Annotated in this window: 18 protein-coding genes; 9 read left to right on the forward strand and 9 right to left on the reverse strand. The window is 41.8% G+C overall.

The window, feature by feature from the left end; genetic code table 11:
* Positions 1 to 42: 42 nt before the first annotated feature.
* Both GGD38_RS17490 and GGD38_RS17495 read right to left on the reverse strand, forming a co-directional pair.
* Positions 43 to 1,326, reverse strand: a complete 1,284-nt coding sequence (locus GGD38_RS17490) for an OmpA family protein (RefSeq protein WP_375297542.1) — start codon at positions 1,324 to 1,326, stop codon at positions 43 to 45.
* A 264-nt stretch (positions 1,327 to 1,590) separates the two neighbouring features.
* Positions 1,591 to 3,810, reverse strand: a complete 2,220-nt coding sequence (locus GGD38_RS17495) for an FUSC family membrane protein (protein ID WP_375297543.1) — start codon at positions 3,808 to 3,810, stop codon at positions 1,591 to 1,593.
* Between the two features lie 693 nt (positions 3,811 to 4,503).
* On the opposite strand from GGD38_RS17495, the gene GGD38_RS17500 reads away from it, so the two are divergent.
* Both GGD38_RS17500 and GGD38_RS17505 read left to right on the forward strand, forming a co-directional pair.
* Positions 4,504 to 4,755, forward strand: a complete 252-nt coding sequence (locus GGD38_RS17500; protein ID WP_375297544.1) for a hypothetical protein — start codon at positions 4,504 to 4,506, stop codon at positions 4,753 to 4,755.
* A 103-nt stretch (positions 4,756 to 4,858) separates the two neighbouring features.
* Positions 4,859 to 5,653: a copper resistance protein NlpE N-terminal domain-containing protein gene (locus GGD38_RS17505; RefSeq protein WP_375297545.1), complete on the forward strand. Its 795-nt coding sequence runs from the start codon at positions 4,859 to 4,861 to the stop codon at positions 5,651 to 5,653.
* Positions 5,654 to 5,885: 232 nt separating this feature from the next.
* Here GGD38_RS17505 and GGD38_RS17510 read toward each other — a convergent pair whose 3' ends face one another.
* From GGD38_RS17510 to GGD38_RS17530, 5 genes are all read right to left on the reverse strand, one after another.
* Entirely contained in the window at positions 5,886 to 6,167 is a 282-nt protein-coding gene (locus tag GGD38_RS17510; protein WP_375297546.1) for a hypothetical protein, read from the reverse strand.
* A gap of 6 nt (positions 6,168 to 6,173) precedes the next feature.
* The gene (locus GGD38_RS17515; RefSeq protein WP_375297547.1) at positions 6,174 to 8,114 is read right to left on the reverse strand and encodes a M1 family metallopeptidase; all 1,941 of its coding nucleotides are present in this window, start codon (positions 8,112 to 8,114) and stop codon (positions 6,174 to 6,176) included.
* 87 nt (positions 8,115 to 8,201) lie between these two features.
* Positions 8,202 to 10,430, reverse strand: a complete 2,229-nt coding sequence (locus GGD38_RS17520; protein ID WP_375297548.1) for a penicillin-binding protein 1A — start codon at positions 10,428 to 10,430, stop codon at positions 8,202 to 8,204.
* A gap of 288 nt (positions 10,431 to 10,718) precedes the next feature.
* Entirely contained in the window at positions 10,719 to 11,723 is a 1,005-nt protein-coding gene (locus tag GGD38_RS17525) for an EamA family transporter (protein ID WP_375297549.1), read from the reverse strand.
* 5 nt (positions 11,724 to 11,728) lie between these two features.
* Positions 11,729 to 12,199 (reverse strand): Lrp/AsnC family transcriptional regulator, encoded by a 471-nt coding sequence (locus GGD38_RS17530; RefSeq protein WP_375297550.1) that lies wholly within the window; start codon positions 12,197 to 12,199, stop codon positions 11,729 to 11,731.
* Between the two features lie 515 nt (positions 12,200 to 12,714).
* On the opposite strand from GGD38_RS17530, the gene GGD38_RS17535 reads away from it, so the two are divergent.
* The 4 genes from GGD38_RS17535 (at position 12,715) to GGD38_RS17550 (ending at position 14,499) form a co-directional block, all read left to right on the forward strand.
* On the forward strand, positions 12,715 to 12,867 hold the full coding sequence (locus GGD38_RS17535; protein WP_375297551.1) for a hypothetical protein: 153 nt from the start codon (positions 12,715 to 12,717) through the stop codon (positions 12,865 to 12,867).
* A 185-nt stretch (positions 12,868 to 13,052) separates the two neighbouring features.
* Positions 13,053 to 13,322 carry a hypothetical protein gene (locus GGD38_RS17540; protein ID WP_375297552.1) on the forward strand — a complete coding sequence of 90 codons (270 nt, stop codon included), beginning with the start codon at positions 13,053 to 13,055 and terminating at the stop codon, positions 13,320 to 13,322.
* 246 nt (positions 13,323 to 13,568) lie between these two features.
* The gene (locus GGD38_RS17545) at positions 13,569 to 14,060 is read left to right on the forward strand and encodes a hypothetical protein (protein ID WP_375297553.1); all 492 of its coding nucleotides are present in this window, start codon (positions 13,569 to 13,571) and stop codon (positions 14,058 to 14,060) included.
* Positions 14,061 to 14,136: 76 nt separating this feature from the next.
* Entirely contained in the window at positions 14,137 to 14,499 is a 363-nt protein-coding gene (locus GGD38_RS17550; RefSeq protein ID WP_375297554.1) for a DUF3127 domain-containing protein, read from the forward strand.
* A gap of 93 nt (positions 14,500 to 14,592) precedes the next feature.
* Here the strand turns inward: GGD38_RS17550 and GGD38_RS17555 are convergent, their stop codons facing one another.
* The gene (locus tag GGD38_RS17555; protein ID WP_375297555.1) at positions 14,593 to 15,753 is read right to left on the reverse strand and encodes a hypothetical protein; all 1,161 of its coding nucleotides are present in this window, start codon (positions 15,751 to 15,753) and stop codon (positions 14,593 to 14,595) included.
* Between the two features lie 234 nt (positions 15,754 to 15,987).
* Here GGD38_RS17555 and GGD38_RS17560 point away from each other — a divergent pair, with 234 nt between their 5' ends.
* Together GGD38_RS17560 and GGD38_RS17565 are read left to right on the forward strand one after the other, a co-directional pair.
* Entirely contained in the window at positions 15,988 to 16,455 is a 468-nt protein-coding gene (locus GGD38_RS17560) for a hypothetical protein (RefSeq protein ID WP_375297556.1), read from the forward strand.
* A 33-nt stretch (positions 16,456 to 16,488) separates the two neighbouring features.
* Complete coding sequence (locus tag GGD38_RS17565; RefSeq protein WP_375297557.1) at positions 16,489 to 16,710, forward strand: CDGSH iron-sulfur domain-containing protein; 222 nt, start codon at positions 16,489 to 16,491, stop codon at positions 16,708 to 16,710.
* Positions 16,711 to 16,728: 18 nt separating this feature from the next.
* On the opposite strand, the gene GGD38_RS17570 is transcribed toward GGD38_RS17565, so the two are convergent.
* Entirely contained in the window at positions 16,729 to 17,238 is a 510-nt protein-coding gene (locus GGD38_RS17570) for an asparaginase domain-containing protein (protein ID WP_375297558.1), read from the reverse strand.
* Positions 17,239 to 17,567: 329 nt separating this feature from the next.
* Between GGD38_RS17570 and GGD38_RS17575 the strand changes: the two genes are divergently transcribed.
* Positions 17,568 to 18,329 (forward strand): hypothetical protein, encoded by a 762-nt coding sequence (locus GGD38_RS17575; protein WP_375297559.1) that lies wholly within the window; start codon positions 17,568 to 17,570, stop codon positions 18,327 to 18,329.
* The last annotated feature ends 119 nt before the right edge of the window (positions 18,330 to 18,448 follow it).

The following is an 18,448-nucleotide window of genomic DNA, read 5'->3' on the forward strand; positions in this document are numbered from 1 at the left end:
AACCAGTTAACTCGTCAACTTTTCACTTAGGTGTAAAGCACTTTATTTAATTACTTTCATTTCAATCCTTCTATTCGCCGCTTTCCCTTCTTTAGTTTTATTATCCGCTACGGGTTCGGCTTCTCCCTTTCCATCGGTTTCAATTCTTGTTGCATCAATACCATATTCATTTACCAATGCTGTTTTTACTGCTTCTGATCTTTTTTGTGAAAGCGCCAGGTTGTCTTTATCGTTCCCGTCGCTATCGGTATGACCGAAGATCTTTATCCGCACATCTTTATACTCTTTTAAAATATTGGCCACTTCTTTTATAGTTCCAAACGATTCGGGTTTTAACGTGGCTGCATTTACATCGAATAAAATAGAAGTAGTGCTGAATTTGCCTTCATCTATAAGTTTATGGCGGGTATCGGGTAAACCTTTGGCCATTTTAATATTGCTTACATAAATACCATACTGACTGTCGTTATAATTGGTAGAATGTGCCCGTATTTGCAACTGGTTTATACCATAATTGGTAGGAACGCCCTTAGGAATGTCGAATATTTTTACTTCATTTGCCCACATACGATAACGTTCTTTTTGCACTTGTATAGCTATATGCACCGGTTTGCCATACCATTGTTCAAGCTCGGGCAATCCTTTTGGTTCGCCGGTAAAAAAGCTTTGTCCATCAACATATGATTTAAGCACCGCTTTTGTACTTTTAAACTCACCCGGACTAAACAAAGCAGTTACTGCACCGTATTTGTTATAGTCTTTCAGAAATGTATTGTCGGTAGTAGTTTCTGTACCAGATGAAAAAAGGCCAAAAGAAACCTGTGGATACATCCAGCCATTGTTCTTTAATTGCAGAATTATATCGAATTCTATAGTATAGTTCTCGCTGAACTCAGTTTTGTTTGCGGTAAGATATGTGAAGGGGCTATGCACACGTAACCATTTACCGGGATATTTATCGAGGGTAGTTATTTCGCCTGTGCCGTTTGTGTTCCAGCCAATGGGTAATTCGCCCATGGCTTCGTTTTCAAAGTTTTCGTAGTAGAATATTTTTTCACCGGCAATGAAATCATATTTCCCGGTGCTTTTTAAAACCGGTTCTTCTGCAGTTGCAGCAGTACTGCTTTTGCTGGTATTTGAAGAAGAGGAAGAGTTGGAAACTGTTTTTCCTTCTGCTTTATCAAGTTCTTTATCAATGGCCCTATCAACTCGTTGATCAACCCGTTGGTTTACTTTGTTTTTAACTTTGTTCATCAGCCCGCCTAATTGGGCCGAACCGGCAAATGGTATAGCGGCCAACAGGGCAGCCACGGCAATATTTTTCATGTTATACTTTTGATAACAAAACTAAGCTGCTATAAAAACCGTGACGAGGTAAAGGTGAGTGAACTGCGGAAAAGTGTGCTTGAAGTGGAAATCCCAAATCACTAGATCCAAGAACCAAATAAATTCCAAAACTCAAATTCCAAGCTCCAATCCAAAACCCTGTAAATAGCACAGTTGAGATTTTGTATTTCTTCTTTGGTTCTTGTGATTTGTTATTTGGTATTTTTTATTTGGATCTTGTGATTTGGTTCTTGGAATTTATTTTTATTTGGCTTGTGCTAACTGCAGGCTCATTTTTTTAATATCAGCAGTTACATCATGCAATATCTTAAACTCATCGGTAACAGATTTAACGGCCAGCAATACGCCACGTGTGTCGGTATCAGCCAGCCCTTCCTGTAATTCTTTGTGGCGATTGATAAGTAAATTGTTCACCCGTTTATCTATCTGTTGCCATTGCGGTTGGCGGGTGGGTTCGGCCTGTGGTTCTTCCCCTTTTATAATTGCTTTTGATGCGTTAAGTTCCGATTCAATATAATTGGTTACCGGAACAAAATCTTTAGTGGCATTGATGGCCGCAAATTGTTGTCCGAAATGCGAGAGGGTAGCAATATGTGAAGTAAGCAGGTGATTGTATACCACAAACTGGTGAATGATATTTACGTTCTTCTGTTGCCATTTGGGTTCTGCCAGCATACGCGTAAATGCATCTGATAAATTACCCAGCGCTACCAATGCTTCTTTACGGCTCACGCGATATTCGGTAGGCAAAACCTTCTTACCCATAAATTCGGTAGCAACTGTTTTAAACCAGGCGGTGTTCTTTTCAATGGCTGTGGCTATGTAACCCGATATTTGTTCATGCTCCCACAGCGGCACCAGTAGTAAATTGGCAATAAAGGCAATGGCCGAACCTATACTGGTATCTATCAACCTGTCGGTCAATACATTTTTGAGGGGAGTGTCGTAAAGTAATTGAAAGATCAATAACACATAGGGGGTCATAAAAATAACGCTCCACATATAATTGGTGCGCAGCAGGCTGTAAGTGCCCAGCATAAGCACCAGCATAATAAAGAACAGGGCCGTTCTGTCTTTTATAAAATATAAGATAATTAAACCGGCAATGGCCCCTGCAATGGTACCAAACAACCTTTCGAAATTTCGTTTTTTAGTTAAGCTGTAATTGGGTTTTAGAATTACAATAATGGTAAGCAGGATCCAGTAGTTATGCCCCACCTGTAAAAACATAGATATGATGTAACCAGCCAGGGTAGCCAAACTTACCCGCAATGAATGCCTGAAATAGTTTGATTGCAGGCTTAGGTTATCGGTAAGAACTTTCAGGCTGAAATCCTGCCTGTTTACAAATTTTTCGTAATCGGCCGGTTCGGTAGAAGCCACCTTTTTATAAGTAGTGTATAAATGAAGGGTATTAATACGGGCGGCAATGTCCTCTATATTACTGAGGATATTGCGCATGGTAATATAATACTCCAGGGTTTCCGGAGTTCTTTTTAAGTTCCTAAGCTCAATATAATACCGGCGGGTTTCTTTTATGGCATCGGCCAGGGCAGTTGTTTGGTGCGAACGGCGGCCGCTTTTAACGGCTATACTGATATCATCGAGCTCAGCGGCTAATATTAATATAAGCTGGCGGTAGCGTTCCATGATCTCGGTGCCTTCAAAAGCAGCATGCAGTTCTTTATAATCGTCGTGGTAGGCCGTCATGATCTTTTCAAACAGATCTACCAGGCTTCTGAACAGCATCAACAGGGTGCGGCCTGTATTGGTTGATTCTTTTACAATGTAGCGGCTTTTGAACAACATTTCGCGCACCAGCTCCTGTTCGGTGTGAACGATCACCTGTTGTTCAATCATTTGCTGGTAAGCCTTTTCACGATCGGTTGTTGCATCATAAAAAAGGGCCCTTATGCGAATGTAATTGGCGGTGGCCTGTATACATTCACCCAATGCCTGTTGCGCCAGCTTATAAGGGGCAAACCTGTGTAACAACAAGCTTAACCCGGTATACCAAAGACCGCCTAATAAAATATAGGCGCCCTGAAGAAACACTTCTTTGCCATGGCCGGGATGCCCTATTTGCAACACCATAATAAGCAGCGCCGAAACACCAATAGAAATGGCGCGGCTTCCGTAAACCCCTATCATGGAAAAAACAAAACAACAAACTGTAATATTAATACCCAGCAAAACCGGGTACGAGGCGGAAAGACTGGTTAAAATGGCAACTGCCACCAGGAACAACAAACAGATAAGCATACCATTGCGCCGGTGGTGAATAGGGCCGGGATTATCGGTTCCGCTAACACACATGGCGCCTAATGAAATAGCCACCCCCTGCGACAGCATATCGAGGTAGCTGAAAATAAGGGCCGGTAAAACCACCCCTATTGTAATACGTACTCCGGAACTAAGGTAATAACTGTATAAAAAGCTTTTATACTTCTTCAAATAATCCATGACTATAAAGTACGTATTTTAACGAGTGTATTGTACAAAAAGTTGAAAATAAACGATAAGTGACCCATCATTAGTATATAATACGCGGCTATAAACATACACCCCGCATTTGACATTTGATAAATTGTTGCATTCTTTGTTAATACGGGCAAACGAGTTGCACTTTTTTAGGTGTATTGTTGTAACTTTAAAGAGTTGTGACTTTTTCCGGTTAAACCCGGACGCCGCTCTCCTAAGACTTATTGATAGAAAATACCTGCTATAATTTTTAAAAGTGAAGGAAAATTCCGTGCTCTCCCTTTATTTTTTCATACTGGCATAGTGTGCCTGTTCGTTTAAAACTACCCACCTTATTCATAAACATCCTTCCCCTGGTTTGTACAACATATGCCACGTTTTAGTATATGTGCGAAAAAAACTATGCACATTTTGGCTTAAATGAGTGGCATTATTATTTCAACAATTTTAAACGCTCAACATTTTTATTCAAATGAACTACGTGCGTGTTTAACCGTGGATTGCCCCATTAGCTGTAAAATTCAGCGTTTTAACTTCCGTGCTTGATCATTTACATCTCCCCCTTGACCGTAAAATAATATTCGTTTGTGGCTAACAGTATAGCGGTAGTGAAAAGCAGGCCTCACCATCTATGAAAATGAAAAACCATTTGCTCATGATATAAAAATTAGAATTATGGAGCTGGAAGAACCTGTTTTAAAAATTTTACGCAAGAAGTATCAACCGTCTTCTTTTATTGAAACACATTGCAATTGCTACGACATGGCATTTAAAACAGACCGCGAAGGTGATGCCATAGTACTGGTCCTTGGCCGCAAGGACGACACTGGTCAGATAAAGGGGGAGCGCTTCACCCGAAGGCTTCGTCAAATGTCAAATGGCCGCATTGTAAAAGAATATTGGGAACACAAGGGCAAAGCAAGCTAGCAGGATGGGCCCAAATACAAGAAGGGCTAATTACAAACATCCGTACCCTAAATTTTTTCTGTTTTATATACACAACCGGCCCATTCTTTGCTCGTATTGTGTTATGAAATGCTGTTTTCGCCTGATTATAATGGTTACCCTGGCCTGTAACAATCCCGTACCCATACACGTTCCCCAGGTTTCAGATACTACAATAATAGACTCCACATTTACCAATCAACTTATTCCCGAAGAATCGGGTGCGCCTACTTCTTTTGTACCCGGTTATTATACGGGCATTATACCTTGTAGCGATTGCTTTAGCATTACGCGTAAGATTCTTTTATCGGCCGATCATCAATTTCATTTTAAAGATGTGTTTAATGGAAAAGAAACCGCACCATTGGAAACAATGGGCCAGTGGCAAACCACCAACGATCAATTAAAATTATTGGTGAATAACCAGGTGTTCAAACACTTTGCGGTTACTAATAAAGGTTTGAGTGAATTAAGCATGACCGGCGCCCCGGCGCCATTGTATCCAGATACTTATTTAAGTCCTACTATTATTGGCGCCGATAATATTGCCTGGATGGAAAAGAAAGCCGCCGGCATCGATTTTTTTGCACTGGGTAATGAACCCTTTTGGTTAATGGAAATTGATAAAGACAAACAAATAAGTTTTTTGCGGGTCGATAGCACGGCACCTACTGTATTTGCCTATGCACCTGCCGTTCAACAAAACGGACAATATATTTATAATGTGCAAAAAGATTCAGCTACCATGCAAATAGTTATTAAACCCGAATTCTGCAGCGATGGTATGAGTGATAATTGGTATGAGTATAGGGTGGAGGTGAGGTGTGGGGGTGTATCCTATGTAGGTTGTGGCGTTAAATTGAATGATTTCGTTCCTTAACTAAGAGGTTGACGAGTTAACTTGTTGACTAGAATGTTAGTAAGTTATTCAGTTGTTCAGTTATTGAGTTCTTAGTTCTTTGTTGCGACCCTGCCGTAAGCAGAGGCGTTAAATGAAAACAGTGCGGCCAAATGCTGAACCGTACCAAGTCAAAAGCATTCCTTTCAAGTCTTTATCACCTTCATCAACTCCCTTGTTAACTTTTCAACGCCCTCGTCAACTCGTTAACCAGTTAACTCTTCAACTCATCATCAACCTCCGCCTCCGGTATATGGGAAACATCCCTTAAGATACGCCGCTCATCTTCCAAACTCAATTCCCCACCCCTTAACGATCTGTAATACGCCTCGCCCGCAGCAATGGCTTCAGCCCTGTCTTCGCCCTGCAACGCTTCCTCATATTTCTCTTTCAACATTTTTAATTTATCGCTTTTGTTAATAACTCCCACAGCAATAAAAATGATGATCAGAAACCCAACCGCTACAAACAATAATTTTTCAGTGAGGCTCATCATGGGCTTTTATTTAATCTTGAACACATTATTTTCCCTGTTGGCATCGGGCAATACCTGGTCGGGGTCAATGGTAACGGCAGTTACTGCTGCGTTAACAGGAACAGAAAATGTATAACTCGTACGCTGAAACCAGGTTTCAACAGGTAATTCAATCCGCTGGGTGCTTCCATTATTAAACGTAAGCTGAACAACTACGGGCATAACCAGTTTATAGTTGTTGGCAATGGTAATGGTTGCTTTATTACCGGCTACTGCCACTTGTTGTACTGCCTGATCGAGCGCCCAGTTATTATAAAACCAGCCACGCCAAAACCAGCTAAGGTCTTCACCTGCCTCATTATCCATTGTGCGGAAAAAATCTTCGGGCGAAGGATGTTTATAAGCCCAGTTGTGAATATACCTGCGGAAAGCATAATCAAAACGGTCTTTACCCAAAATATATTCACGCAGCAGGTATAACCCATATGCGGGTTTAAAGTAGGAGATGGGGTGGCGATATTTTTCAGGAATAACATCGGCAGGCATCATCATCGATGGAGCGTTGGTATCACTTAACCAGGGTCGAATTTCATCGGCGGGGTTACCACCATCTGGTGCATATTCAGCATCGCGCTTGGGCGCATATTCACCTTTGTTAAATGCATCGGAGGCATAAATACCAATAAAAGTATTGAAGCCTTCATCCATCCAGGCATGGCGGCGTTCATTGGAGCCTACGATCATAGGGAACCAGTTATGGCCTATTTCATGCGCGGTTACCCAATACAGTTCTTTGGTTTTATCGTTCATACCATCGAAAAGAATTCCCGGATATTCCATCCCGGCGGCTATGCCGGCTTCATTAACAGCAGTAGGATAGGGGTATACAAACCATTTCTCAGAAAAATGCTCAATAGAGGCTTTCAGGTATTCGGTACTACGGCTCCAGGCTTCAGTGCCATCGCTCTCCACCGGGTATACCGACATAGCCAAACACTTTTTGCCCTGTGGCAAATTAACCCTGGCTGCATCCCATATAAATGCAGGACTGGCGCCAAAAGCTACATCGCGCGTATTATTCATTTTAAACCGCCAGGTAAGGGTACCTTTTTGCACTGGTCTGCTTGTTGCCTCAGTTACTTCTTTGGCAGAACGTATCATTACGGTTTTATCACTATTGCGGGCTGTGGCCAGCCGTTCAATTTGTTGTTTGGTTAATACCTCGTTGGCATTTTGCAATTCACCCGCGCCGGCAACTATAAAATTCCAGGGAACAGTTACGCTATAATCGAAATTGCCATACTCGCAATAAAATTCACCGCTGCCTAAGAATGGATGCGTGTTCCAACCCAACAGATCATCATACACGCACATACGCGGATACCATTGTGCTATTTCATATATGGTACCATTCTTTGTTCTCACATAATCGGTACGGCCGCCAAAAGCGCCGGGAATGGTATAATGATATTTAATATAAATACTAATGGTTCCGCTTTTTGCAGGCACCGCTTTATTAAGCCGTATTTGCATACGTGTGTCGGTCACAATATAATTGGCAGCAGTTGTTGTTGCTCCCTGACCAATTTTCACTTCGTCAATTTCGAAACCTGTGGTAAACTCCTGCGGTTGTTGATCGAACAAAAAATTACTGCGGGCGCCTTTTTTATACAGGTTCTGCTCAAGCAGCAACCATAATGATTGCAATGAATCGGGACTGTTATTGGTATATCGAATAATTGCGTAACCCGTTAATTGTTGTTTAATGGTATCGATGGTAGCCTGCAAATTATAATCAGCGCGGTTTTGCCAGTACGCCGGTCCGGGTGCGCCATTGGCCGAACGAATGGTATTACCATTATTAGAATACAAACCCGGCGCAAAAGTTTCGGCCGGCTCGTATTTTACCTGGGTGTAACCTGATAATGATAATATGATAGCAACTGTGACTGAAAATAACTTGTGCATGCAGGTGTATTATTAACGAAGAGCAATATAAAAGAAAAAGGGCCGACTAAAAATTTTTAGTCGGCCCCATTTAAATCTTAATATGTATTAGTAGTCACTTGCTCCGGTTGTTACCGTGTCTTTTCCGCCTTCAACATCATCAACTGGCTTATCCCATGGTTTTATTGTATCTACAACCATACCTTCTGGTCTTACAAAAGCAACTTTACTATCGAGCCCGGTAGTTTTGTCTTTTAAACAGCTGCCATAAAAATAAGCCCAAACAGGCAATGCCACAGAAGAACCCTGACCAACAGCGGTACTGCTGAAGCGAATAAAACGGTCGTCGCAACCCGTCCATACACCACACAATATTTGTGGTGAATAACCCATAAACCAGGCGTCACTGTTATCGTTGGTAGTACCGGTTTTACCACTGAAATTGGCTACGTTAATGCCATAGCTGGCAGCGCGCCTGCCCGTACCGCGTGTCATAACGCCATTCATCATGGTCATTACATTATAGGCTGTTGCAGCGTTGATCACTTCTTTACGTTCAGAAGTAAATGATTGTAACACGTTACCGTTCTTATCTTCAATACGGGTAATATACATAGGTTTTACTGAGAAACCACCCGCGGGGTACATGCTATAGGCATGCATCATTTCGTATAATGAGGTTTCACCACTACCCAAACAAATTGCAGGTAAAGGTTTGATGTCGGTTTCAACACCCACTTTTTTCAGGAATTCAACAAAACGCACAGCGGCATCATTGCCTTTGTTACCCATTTGTTTCATAATATAGGCCGTTGCACAGTTACGTGATTGGGCAAGCGCTTCGGCCATGGGCATGGTTTGGTTCGAGCAGGATGCTGTGGTAGCAGGTACAGGACCAAAACCCTCAAACATTTGCTGTACATCTTCAACAGGCGTTGAAGGCGTAAAGCCGCCATCATTAATAGCCATACCATACAATAATGGTTTAATGGTACTACCCACCTGGCGTTTGGTGCCAACGTTAACGTGGTCGAATTTATAGGTTTTGAAATCTATACCACCTACCCAGGCTTTTACAGCGCCGGTTTGCGGGTCCATAGCCATAAAGCCTGCCTGCAACATGGCGCGGGAATATTTAATACTGTCGTACGGCGTCATTACCGTATCTATCTGATGTTTGGCATTCCAGGCAAAAACGTTCATTTGCGTTTTTACAAAGAACGATTTGCGAATATCATCGTCACTGGCGCCATTCTTTTTCATGCCCTTCCAGCGATCGCTGGCTTTCATTGCTGCTTCCAGCACATTCTCATGGTCTTTCCAAACAGTACCATTCTTAATATTCTTTTGTGCACTCAATATTTTCTGCATGTTAGCCATATGTTTCCAAACGGCTTCTTCAGCATACTGCTGCATGCGTGGGTTGATGGTGGTATATATCTTCAAACCATCTTTGTAAATGTTGTATGGCTTACCGGTGGCAGGGTTCTCATGGTCTTTACACCATTTCTTTAATTCTTCGCCCAATACTGAACGGAAATAAGGTGCCAACCCGGTATTTTCATTCAGCTTTTTATAATTCAGCTTAATGGGTTCTTTGCCCATTGCATTAGCCTCGGCTTCACTTATGAAATTGCTTCTAACCATTTGGTGCAATACAGTATTGCGCCTGGTTTTTGCACGATCGGGGAAACGGCGCGGATTATAGATCTCACCATTAACCATACCTACCAGTACGGCGGCTTCAGAAGTTGACAGATCGTCGGGTTCTTTTTGAAAGAAAGTTTTGGCGGCATTCCTGATACCATACACATTATCACCAAAGGCTACCGTGTTCAGGTAAAGCGTAATGATCTCTTCTTTCGAGAAATTGCGCTCCAGCTTCACTGCAATAATCCCTTCTTTCACCTTTTGGATTATACGCGTAAAGAGATTACTGGTGCTCCAGCCTTCGGTGAACAGGTTTTTGGCGGTTTGCATAGTAATGGTACTGGCGCCGCCTTTGGTTCCAAAAGAAGAAAGTGAGCGCATAATTGAGCGGAGATCGATACCATTATGTTGGTAAAAACGTTCGTCTTCAGTAGCCACAAGCGCATTTAATACCTGCGGACTGATCTCTTTATATTCTACGTCAATACGGTCTTCGATTAAATATTTGCCCAAAAGGCTGCCATCTTCGGCATATACCTGGCTGGCAACAAGTGAGGTTGGATTTGATAACTCATCAATGGAAGGCATTTTACCTAACAAACCAAAATTGGCCGACATAATAAACAGAATTCCAAATAACAGTCCGCCAAAAAACACCCACCAAAAGATTTTAACTCCCTTTTTCATAGATCAGAGATTGAAGGTACAGTAGACATTGAATGTTAAAAAAGCTAATGTATAGACAGGCGCTAAAAATAGTAATAAGCCCTATCATTTTCAACGGTCGGGAAGAAAAGTTTTTAGTTCTGAGTTTATGTACTCATTTCAAGGGGGTGCCACAAGATACAATTAAACCCATGGCCTTACATGCTACTGCCTTGAATTAACACAAAATAAAATGGCCAACCTGCTTTTAATGCCAGGCTGGCCAGTTATTAATAATTATATAATGAATTTAAGATAAGCGTTCCGGATTTAGATGACAGCTTTTGGCCTTGGCGGAATAGCGATGTTATTTTTAACGGGTGTTGAGTTCGAATTCGCGCCCGCTTTTTTTTCGCTGCGATATTTTGCCAGGTTTATTAACAATACGCTCAGCAGAATAACCGCCAGTCCGGTAATTTGTAAACCGGTCATGGTTTCGTTGGCGAAAAGAACACCCAGTAAAACTGCTACCACGGGGTTTACATAGGCGTAGGTACTCACCTGTGTTGCCGACCTAACCTGCAATAACCAAACATAAGCACTAAAGCCGGCCAGTGAACCCATAGTAATAAGATATACCAACGACAGCCATGAGCTGGTTGTTACGGCCTGTACATGAAATGAGCTCCATTCATTATTGAAAAAGCTGCCGGGAACAAATGCAATACCGGCTGCCATCATTTGCCAGGCGGTATTTACAGTGGCGCTTTTTGAAGTTGATTTGTATTTGCTGTATAATGAACCGCCGGCCCATGCCATTGCGCCAATGATCAAAACAATTAATCCAATTACCTGGTGACCATTACCTGCGCCCAGGGCTTTGGAAGTTTGTTCGCTGAATAATAAAATAACACCAATAAAACCTACAATTAAACCTGCAATGGTGTTGCGGCTGGTAAGGTTTTCGTGCCACTTGGGCTTATCAAGCACCACAAACCAAATGGGTGCCGAGGAAACCAGAACGGCTACCAGTGAACTTGGCAGCGATGTTTCGGCCCAAATAACTGCACCGTTACCAATAAAAAGCATCAGCAGGCCGCTCACCAGCGCCGGTTTTATATGTGCCCAGTTAAATAGCTTTTCACCCTTTATGGCACACCAGCCAAGTAACAGGCCGCCCGCAATTAAAAAGCGAATGGCACCTAAAATAAATGGAGGAATAGTTTCAACAGCACGTTGAATAAAGAAATACGTGGAACCCCATACCAGGTAAACGGTTGCAAAAGCAATTACGACCATTAAAGGACTGGCGCTTTTTTTTGCTTGGTTGGACATGACAGTTAAATTTTAGGAATCACCAATTGTTGTTGCTCTTTCACGGTTTCCAAAACGATGGTTGTTTTTGTAGAGGCTATATTAGGGATCTTTTGCAGCTGATTTCGCATAAGGGCCATTAGTGACGATGAATCAGCGGTACGAACTTTAATAAGATAACAATCTTCACCGGCAATATGATGTACTTCCTGCACCTCAGGTATAGCCGCCAATGCCTGTGCGGTATTGCTGCTACAGGTAAAGCCTTCAGATGAACGAATAAAAATAAAGGCCAGCAGTTTTTGCTGAACGGTGCCCGGGTTGATCTGCGTTGTATAACCCTGGATCACTTTTTTCTGCTCCAGCTTTTTAACCCGTTCCAAAACAGCCGAAGGGGCCATGTTTAATTCCCGGGCCAGATCGGCATTCGAAATGCGGGCGTTGGCTTGCATACGCTCCAGGATCTGCAGATCGGTATTATCTAAAACAACATCCATTCCGATGAATTTTCTGTAAAATTAGGGGATTTCTGAATAATATTCTGTTCGTCGCGATCTTTTAAGAAATTTATTGTAAATTTGTAGAGTGATACCGAATAAATGTCGGCATTAGTCCGTTATTGGTTGAATTACAAATGATTATAGAACAACAGCCGTTAGTTTCGGTATAACGGTACCAAATGCTGAATTAAGTGGGTTAGTAAGTTTTAGGTTCAGTAGAGAGTTGAGCCATGAAAAAAAGTAAAGCCATCTGTTGCAGGATGGCTTTTTTAAATTCCAAATTCCAAGCTCCAAGAACCAAATAAATCACAAAACCTAAACACCAAGCTTCAAATCAAAGCATCAAAAACCAGAACTCAATGTTTATTTAGTATGTTTTACGATTTGAAGTTGGTATTTTGGCATTTCTTTTTGGATTTTGTGATTTGGTTCTTGGTATTTTTTTTGGATCTTGAGATTTGGAATTTGTGATTTTTTGATTTAGTAACTTTACAAGTTTAAAATTGTTAATTATGTCACTGTTTAACACGAATAAGAATAAAGACAAAAAGAAAGGCACTCCGGCAACAGGCGGCAAATCGCCCATTCCAACCAAAGGAAAAAGTAATTCTAAGGGAGCTGCCAAATCAACCCGCGTAGCTGGCCGTGCACAAAGGGGGTCATAAGTCCTTTTTTCCACAAAATGTAGTGTAAAATGCCCACTCATTTTGGGTGTGCACCATAATGTATTGATTTGAAGGGAATCTCCTATTAAAATAGTTTTAAAGTGAAGATGGCAGTAACTGGCAAGGCTATTCCGGCATAGTTGTTGAAAAATTACTGTCTTTATTCACTTTTAAAAGGAGGTTCTATGAAAACAAAAAAGAACACAACAAGGACAGAGGAGTTTGAATTGATGGTTGATGATATTCCTTTTTTTGTAAAGGCCACCTCTTTTCAAACCTATACCATGGAAACGCAATACCGCGTAAGTGTAAATGGGAGTCCGGTGTATATTTTTGGATGGCATCCGGTATCGGGCAAGATCACAGCCATCGACAGGGGAACTGCTGCGAGCAACATTCCAAGAAATGTAGCAGAGGCCATAGGCGATCAGTTACATAACAGAATGGCAGCCTAAGAATAACTTCTTGAAATTTTTGTAAAAGCTTCCCGATGTATCGGGAGGCTTTTTTTATTGCAATAATTAATTAACTTTCCAAATAATATATAAAGCCAGATTATAACGGTGTAGGCTATGTACAATCTTTTTCTCCGTTATAATATATAGCGCACATGGCGCTATCCGAAAAATTAAACCCTTCAATTTGTAATTGCTACTTGTTAATGTAATACGATTATGCTTGCGTAATTGAAGTTTTATTGTATGCAGTCCTATATTAACCACCTGCTTTCGGATATTGCCGAAGCCTGTCGCGATGAACAACCTGATACATATGCTATATCCGCAGAAAATGATGTGGAGGCCATAGAACGATATTTTGAAGAAGTGGAGCGATGGCTTGAGAATGAACCGGAGCATGATTTCAGTTATTATTCCGGTTTACAAAAAGAACAGTTTCCACCGGCAGAAAAGCTCACCAATGAACAAATGGAGTCGGTAAGCCTGGCTTTTGAGAAATTGTTGTTTACCTGGAATATAGGGGTAGAAATTCCCGAAAAATTACCTGCTGCCCAAAAATATAACCTGCTGATAAGTGTGCTGGAAAAAAAAGTGGCCATTGTGGAAAACGGCTTTGAAACCATTGAATTTTGCTCCTACGACCCGCCTTCCTGCCCTTTTAACGAGTGGTGCACCTGTAAAGAATTGGGCCTCAAAGATCATTTTGACGATGAAGGCGAGGAGGATGGCTGTTAAAAAATTGTGGGGTTTCTTTTTCTTAAAATGCAGTTCCTAAACCTACCTTTGGCTCGTATAAAGGAAAATATTACTTATGGATATCAGCGGCAAAATTATTCAGTTCTTACAGCTTCAAACGGGCCAGGGAAAAAATGGTACCTGGAAGAAGCAGGAGTTTATTCTTGAAACCGGCGATCAGTACCCTAAAAAGGTTTGCATTGCCGTTTGGGGCGATAAAATTGATATGGGTAGCTTTAAGACCGGCGACCTGGTTGATGTGTCTTTTGATGTAGAAAGCCGCGAATACAATGGTCGTTGGTATACCGACGTAAAAGCATGGAAAATGGGTAAAAAAGGTAGTGGCGGCGCTGCTCCTGATAACAATTCCAGCTATAATGATGTGCAGGGAACAACTTTCCAGGCATCATCAGCCGGTGACGACGATCTGCCATTCTAAAGCAGCAACTCATTAAAAAAGTTAGCGGAGATAGTTTTTTGCTTTTGCATTAACTACCTCCGCTTTTTATTTAGCTGGAACCGTCCTTTGCAGTTATTGAATAGTAAGATTATACTTTTTGGCCTGCTGCCTGAGTATTTTTTCAATTTCTGTTTCAAGCGTTTGCTCGTTCTTATTGGCCGACCGGCGTGCTTTTTCCGCATTGATATACGCCTCCCGCTTCACCGACACCTCAGAGATCTGTTTTTGTATGGCGGTGCGTTCCTTGCTTTTGGTAGCAACAATTTGTTTTACCTCGCTGCGGCTTTTGTCCTTTAAGTCATCGGGCAGGGTTTTCATATCTACTTTATCAACAACCGAAGCATCGGCATCGCTGGCATCAACCAGGTCCCAGTTGCGGTTGTCGTACAATTGCTTTTTACTTTTCACCGCCACCCGTTGCGCAGCTGCGGCTTTATTATTACTATAGTTCAGTTGATCTACTTCGGCTTGTTTGGATGCACTGGCCCGGCCGCTTTGTCCGTAACCAATATAAGTGCCATTCAATTGAATGTTCAGCTGAAAAAGAATGGTATCATATGGTGTAGGAATATCAAGTACCTGGGCGTTTTGATTAATGTTGGTATAACTGCCCGTTCCGCATTCACTACCCAGGTTCCAGTGTTCTTTAATACCCTGCATTCTGTCGCCGCAATAAATGGTGTTAATGGTAACGCCTTTTTTCTTGGCTTCGGTACAGGCTTTTGTAAAGGGAATATCACCTTGCAGGAAATCTTCATTGCCGGCAATGAAAATAACTTTATAGTTATCTGGGTTGGCATCCCACTCTAAACTGGTTAAAGAAGTATACATCACATGTCCGCAATATTCATCGCCGCCATTGGTAGTAAGTTTGAAAAGATTGCGTGAAACCTCGTCAAGATCGCGGGTAAAATAGTTAATCTGTTTTACATAACCCGAACGCGCGTCGTTGGTAGGGCGGCCATACTCGTACAACGCAATTTCAACGGTAGGGGCAACGTCGTTACAGGTAGCTTTACCTAGTACACTTACCATGTTCCATAATTGTGCTTTGGCCTGATCAATTAAACCATCCATACTGTTACTTACATCGAGCAGTACGGCAACCTGTACTTTTTTGGCAGGCGGCGTTGGCAAATGTGGTGTAGGGTGGGGAGCTTCCTTCCCAAACATAAAGGCAGAGGCACCGGCGATCAAAAGGCTACTTGCGAACAGCTTATTTAGGGTATGCATATTTCTGGTTTTCTTATCAGATGCGCTGGGGTTTATAATTACATAAGTATTTATTCATATCTGGAGTCTTTTGAATTTCTTTAACAAATTACCAAACGCGAAGGTTACCAGGTCCCTGTTTCCGGTTACCAGGAAATACAAATACAGCCCGGTACCTGGCAACCGGTAACCGGCAACATATACTTAAAAAGAACCAACTGGTATATATTGTATTCTTTCCTTTACTTTAGCATAGTGACAGAAGCAGAAAAAATAGCATTTAAGAATAAACTCAAACTGACTGGCCAGCAGATCATTGAGCAGCGGATGGCTGCTGCCAGAACGTTGATCAAAAATGCGCAGGAAGCAGCCAATAGCGAAGAAAAAAGTTCTGCCGGCGATAAATACGAAACGGCCAGGGCCATGAACCAGTTGGAAAAAGAAATGCATTCAAAACAACTGGCGCAACAGGTAAAGGAACTGGCTTTGTTGCATGAAGTAAAAACCGATGTGGTTTATACTAAAGTTTTTCCCGGCGCCTGTATTGAATGCGCCGGTATGGTATTTTTTATTGCTGCCGGTTTGGGTAAACAAACCATTGATGACAGGTTGATCATTTATCTTTCGCCGCAGGCCCCATTGGCAAAAACCTTACAGAATAAAGTAGCCGGCAATTCATTTTTATTTAATGGAAAAGAAGTGAGTATCGAGGCTATCTATTGATGTATCTTGCGACCCTAAAATTTTCCACTTACAATGGCATCAACAAAGATCACAGTAAACAGCAATGGTTCTTTACGCGTAGAAGGCGATTTTGAAGTTGTAGATAAAAATGGCAATGTGTACGACCTGGGCGGTCGCGAAGTAGTTTCATTCTGCCGTTGCGGCATGTCGAACAACAAACCGTTTTGCGATGGTGCGCACAAAGGTCATTTCGAACATGAAGCTGTTGCTTTCAACCTGCCTCCAAAGAAATAAAACTGCTACCAGGCAGTTTTATTCTGCACTGGTGCTTACTGGTTTCAGTTCTTCAAAAATTCCCGTCTGTCTGTTTTTGCGAACATTATCCCAGTTAAAATAGCGGCCATTCATAGCCACATAAACGCCTGGCGGCAGGGATTGTACAAAAGCGAGCGCGCTACCCAGGTTGAACAAACCATCGGAGCTACCGAATTTAATGGGTATCATAGCGCCTGTTAATATTATAGTTTTATCGGTAATTCTCTTCGCCAAAACCCGGGCAGTATCTGCCATGGTATCGGTGCCATGGGTTATTACGATCTTGTCTTCTTCACATTGCTCACATTCTGTTGCAATATAGTTGCGATGGTCGGCCGTCATTTCAAGGCTGTCGATCATCATCAGCGTTTTAATATTAACCGGTAGCTGGCTTCTTCCTTTGTCAAGCAGCTCCTGCATGTGTGTATCCTTAAAATACAGTTCACCGTTCAGTTCGTTGTATTCCTTATCAAAAGTACCTCCGGTAATAAAAATGCGAATCGACATGATACAATGTTTGGAAGTACAAAGATACCCTCTTTATCAGGCTTTTATACAAAAATTGAATCTGTGAATGAACGTGGAACATTCGTTAAAAAACATTCATTGTACAAGTAAAAGCAGTTGATAATATTTAATGATAACCTGAATTTGATGTTGATGCAATATTGGGTTTATACAGTTCATGTAGCATAAAACACATTTCACACCAGTTGCCAATGTTTATGGCTTATTTGCATGCTAATATTGCATCGTGCTTCACCGCCAGCAAAGTATAGCCAATACAATATGCAGGTGAAGAAGGACCAAATAACAAACAACACACTATTACAAGTATGAAAAAGATTGTTCTTTTAGCCGGTGCATTCACGATGCTGGTTTTTAGTTCATGTAAGAAAGACAAAGATTCAAACGATGGTAACAACGGCGGCAAAACAAAGCTGTTGAAAAAAGTTACCAAAACCGAGAACGGCAGCACAAGTGTTTACAACCTTACTTACGAAGGCAGCAAGTTTAAATCATTTACTACTGCCGATGGCCTCGAGTATACTTCATTGACCCTCGATGGATCGGGCAATGTTACAAAAATGGAGGTCAGGGACCATAACTATTATACCACTTACACCTATACGTACAGCAATGGCTTACCTGTTACAGGTACCGTAAAAGCAGTGCACAAAGTTGCCGGCGAGCCCGATGATGTAACTCAGGACGATGTGCTTACTTATACTGTTGTTAACAACCAGGTGACAAAGATCAAAAAGCAAATGAAGGTGGCCGATATGGAAGAAACAGTTAGCCTTGCTTATAACAGCACAGGCAACCTGGAGAAAGCAACCATGGAAGGGGAAGAAGCATTTAGTGTGTCATTTACCTGGGGTACCAAAAAGCCGGGTTTCCCTACCATCTCAAAATGGGTGCTCGACATTGGATATACGCTGCAGTTCTTTGCAAAGAACGAAATGTTAACAGCCTATTATGATTTCCCCGGCGGAACTCAGTTTGATCATGAACTCAAAACTACCTACACCTACGATAGCGATGGATATCCATTGACCTCAGATGATGGAGAAACAAAATTGAAGTTTGAGTATTAATATAAAAGTATAGCCGATCAACAAAAAGCATTCCCTGCCATTTTTGGCGGGGATTTGTTTTTTAATGGGCTTTCAGGGCCGAAACTGGCCATTTGGCCATTGGGGGTTACTTTTGTGCC

Origin of the sequence: Niastella sp. OAS944 (genome assembly GCA_024809215.1) — a bacterium.
Lineage (GTDB): Bacteria > Bacteroidota > Bacteroidia > Chitinophagales > Chitinophagaceae > Niastella.

What these genes read in the sequence shown, in the direction of transcription:
- GGD38_RS17555 (WP_375297555.1), bottom strand. Translation starts at nt 15,753, where the DNA reads ATGCATACCCTAAATAAGCTGTTCGCAAGTAGCCTTTTGATCGCCGGT.
- GGD38_RS17510 (WP_375297546.1), bottom strand. Translation starts at nt 6,167, where the DNA reads ATGATGAGCCTCACTGAAAAATTATTGTTTGTAGCGGTTGGGTTTCTG.
- GGD38_RS17520 (WP_375297548.1), bottom strand. Translation starts at nt 10,430, where the DNA reads ATGAAAAAGGGAGTTAAAATCTTTTGGTGGGTGTTTTTTGGCGGACTG.
- GGD38_RS17535 (WP_375297551.1), top strand. Translation starts at nt 12,715, where the DNA reads ATGTCACTGTTTAACACGAATAAGAATAAAGACAAAAAGAAAGGCACT.
- GGD38_RS17550 (WP_375297554.1), top strand. Translation starts at nt 14,137, where the DNA reads ATGGATATCAGCGGCAAAATTATTCAGTTCTTACAGCTTCAAACGGGC.
- GGD38_RS17490 (WP_375297542.1), bottom strand. Translation starts at nt 1,326, where the DNA reads ATGAAAAATATTGCCGTGGCTGCCCTGTTGGCCGCTATACCATTTGCC.
- GGD38_RS17575 (WP_375297559.1), top strand. Translation starts at nt 17,568, where the DNA reads ATGAAAAAGATTGTTCTTTTAGCCGGTGCATTCACGATGCTGGTTTTT.
- GGD38_RS17505 (WP_375297545.1), top strand. Translation starts at nt 4,859, where the DNA reads ATGAAATGCTGTTTTCGCCTGATTATAATGGTTACCCTGGCCTGTAAC.
- GGD38_RS17565 (WP_375297557.1), top strand. Translation starts at nt 16,489, where the DNA reads ATGGCATCAACAAAGATCACAGTAAACAGCAATGGTTCTTTACGCGTA.
- GGD38_RS17500 (WP_375297544.1), top strand. Translation starts at nt 4,504, where the DNA reads ATGGAGCTGGAAGAACCTGTTTTAAAAATTTTACGCAAGAAGTATCAA.
- GGD38_RS17545 (WP_375297553.1), top strand. Translation starts at nt 13,569, where the DNA reads ATGCAGTCCTATATTAACCACCTGCTTTCGGATATTGCCGAAGCCTGT.
- GGD38_RS17540 (WP_375297552.1), top strand. Translation starts at nt 13,053, where the DNA reads ATGAAAACAAAAAAGAACACAACAAGGACAGAGGAGTTTGAATTGATG.
- GGD38_RS17495 (WP_375297543.1), bottom strand. Translation starts at nt 3,810, where the DNA reads ATGGATTATTTGAAGAAGTATAAAAGCTTTTTATACAGTTATTACCTT.
- GGD38_RS17530 (WP_375297550.1), bottom strand. Translation starts at nt 12,199, where the DNA reads ATGGATGTTGTTTTAGATAATACCGATCTGCAGATCCTGGAGCGTATG.
- GGD38_RS17570 (WP_375297558.1), bottom strand. Translation starts at nt 17,238, where the DNA reads ATGTCGATTCGCATTTTTATTACCGGAGGTACTTTTGATAAGGAATAC.
- GGD38_RS17515 (WP_375297547.1), bottom strand. Translation starts at nt 8,114, where the DNA reads ATGCACAAGTTATTTTCAGTCACAGTTGCTATCATATTATCATTATCA.
- GGD38_RS17525 (WP_375297549.1), bottom strand. Translation starts at nt 11,723, where the DNA reads ATGTCCAACCAAGCAAAAAAAAGCGCCAGTCCTTTAATGGTCGTAATT.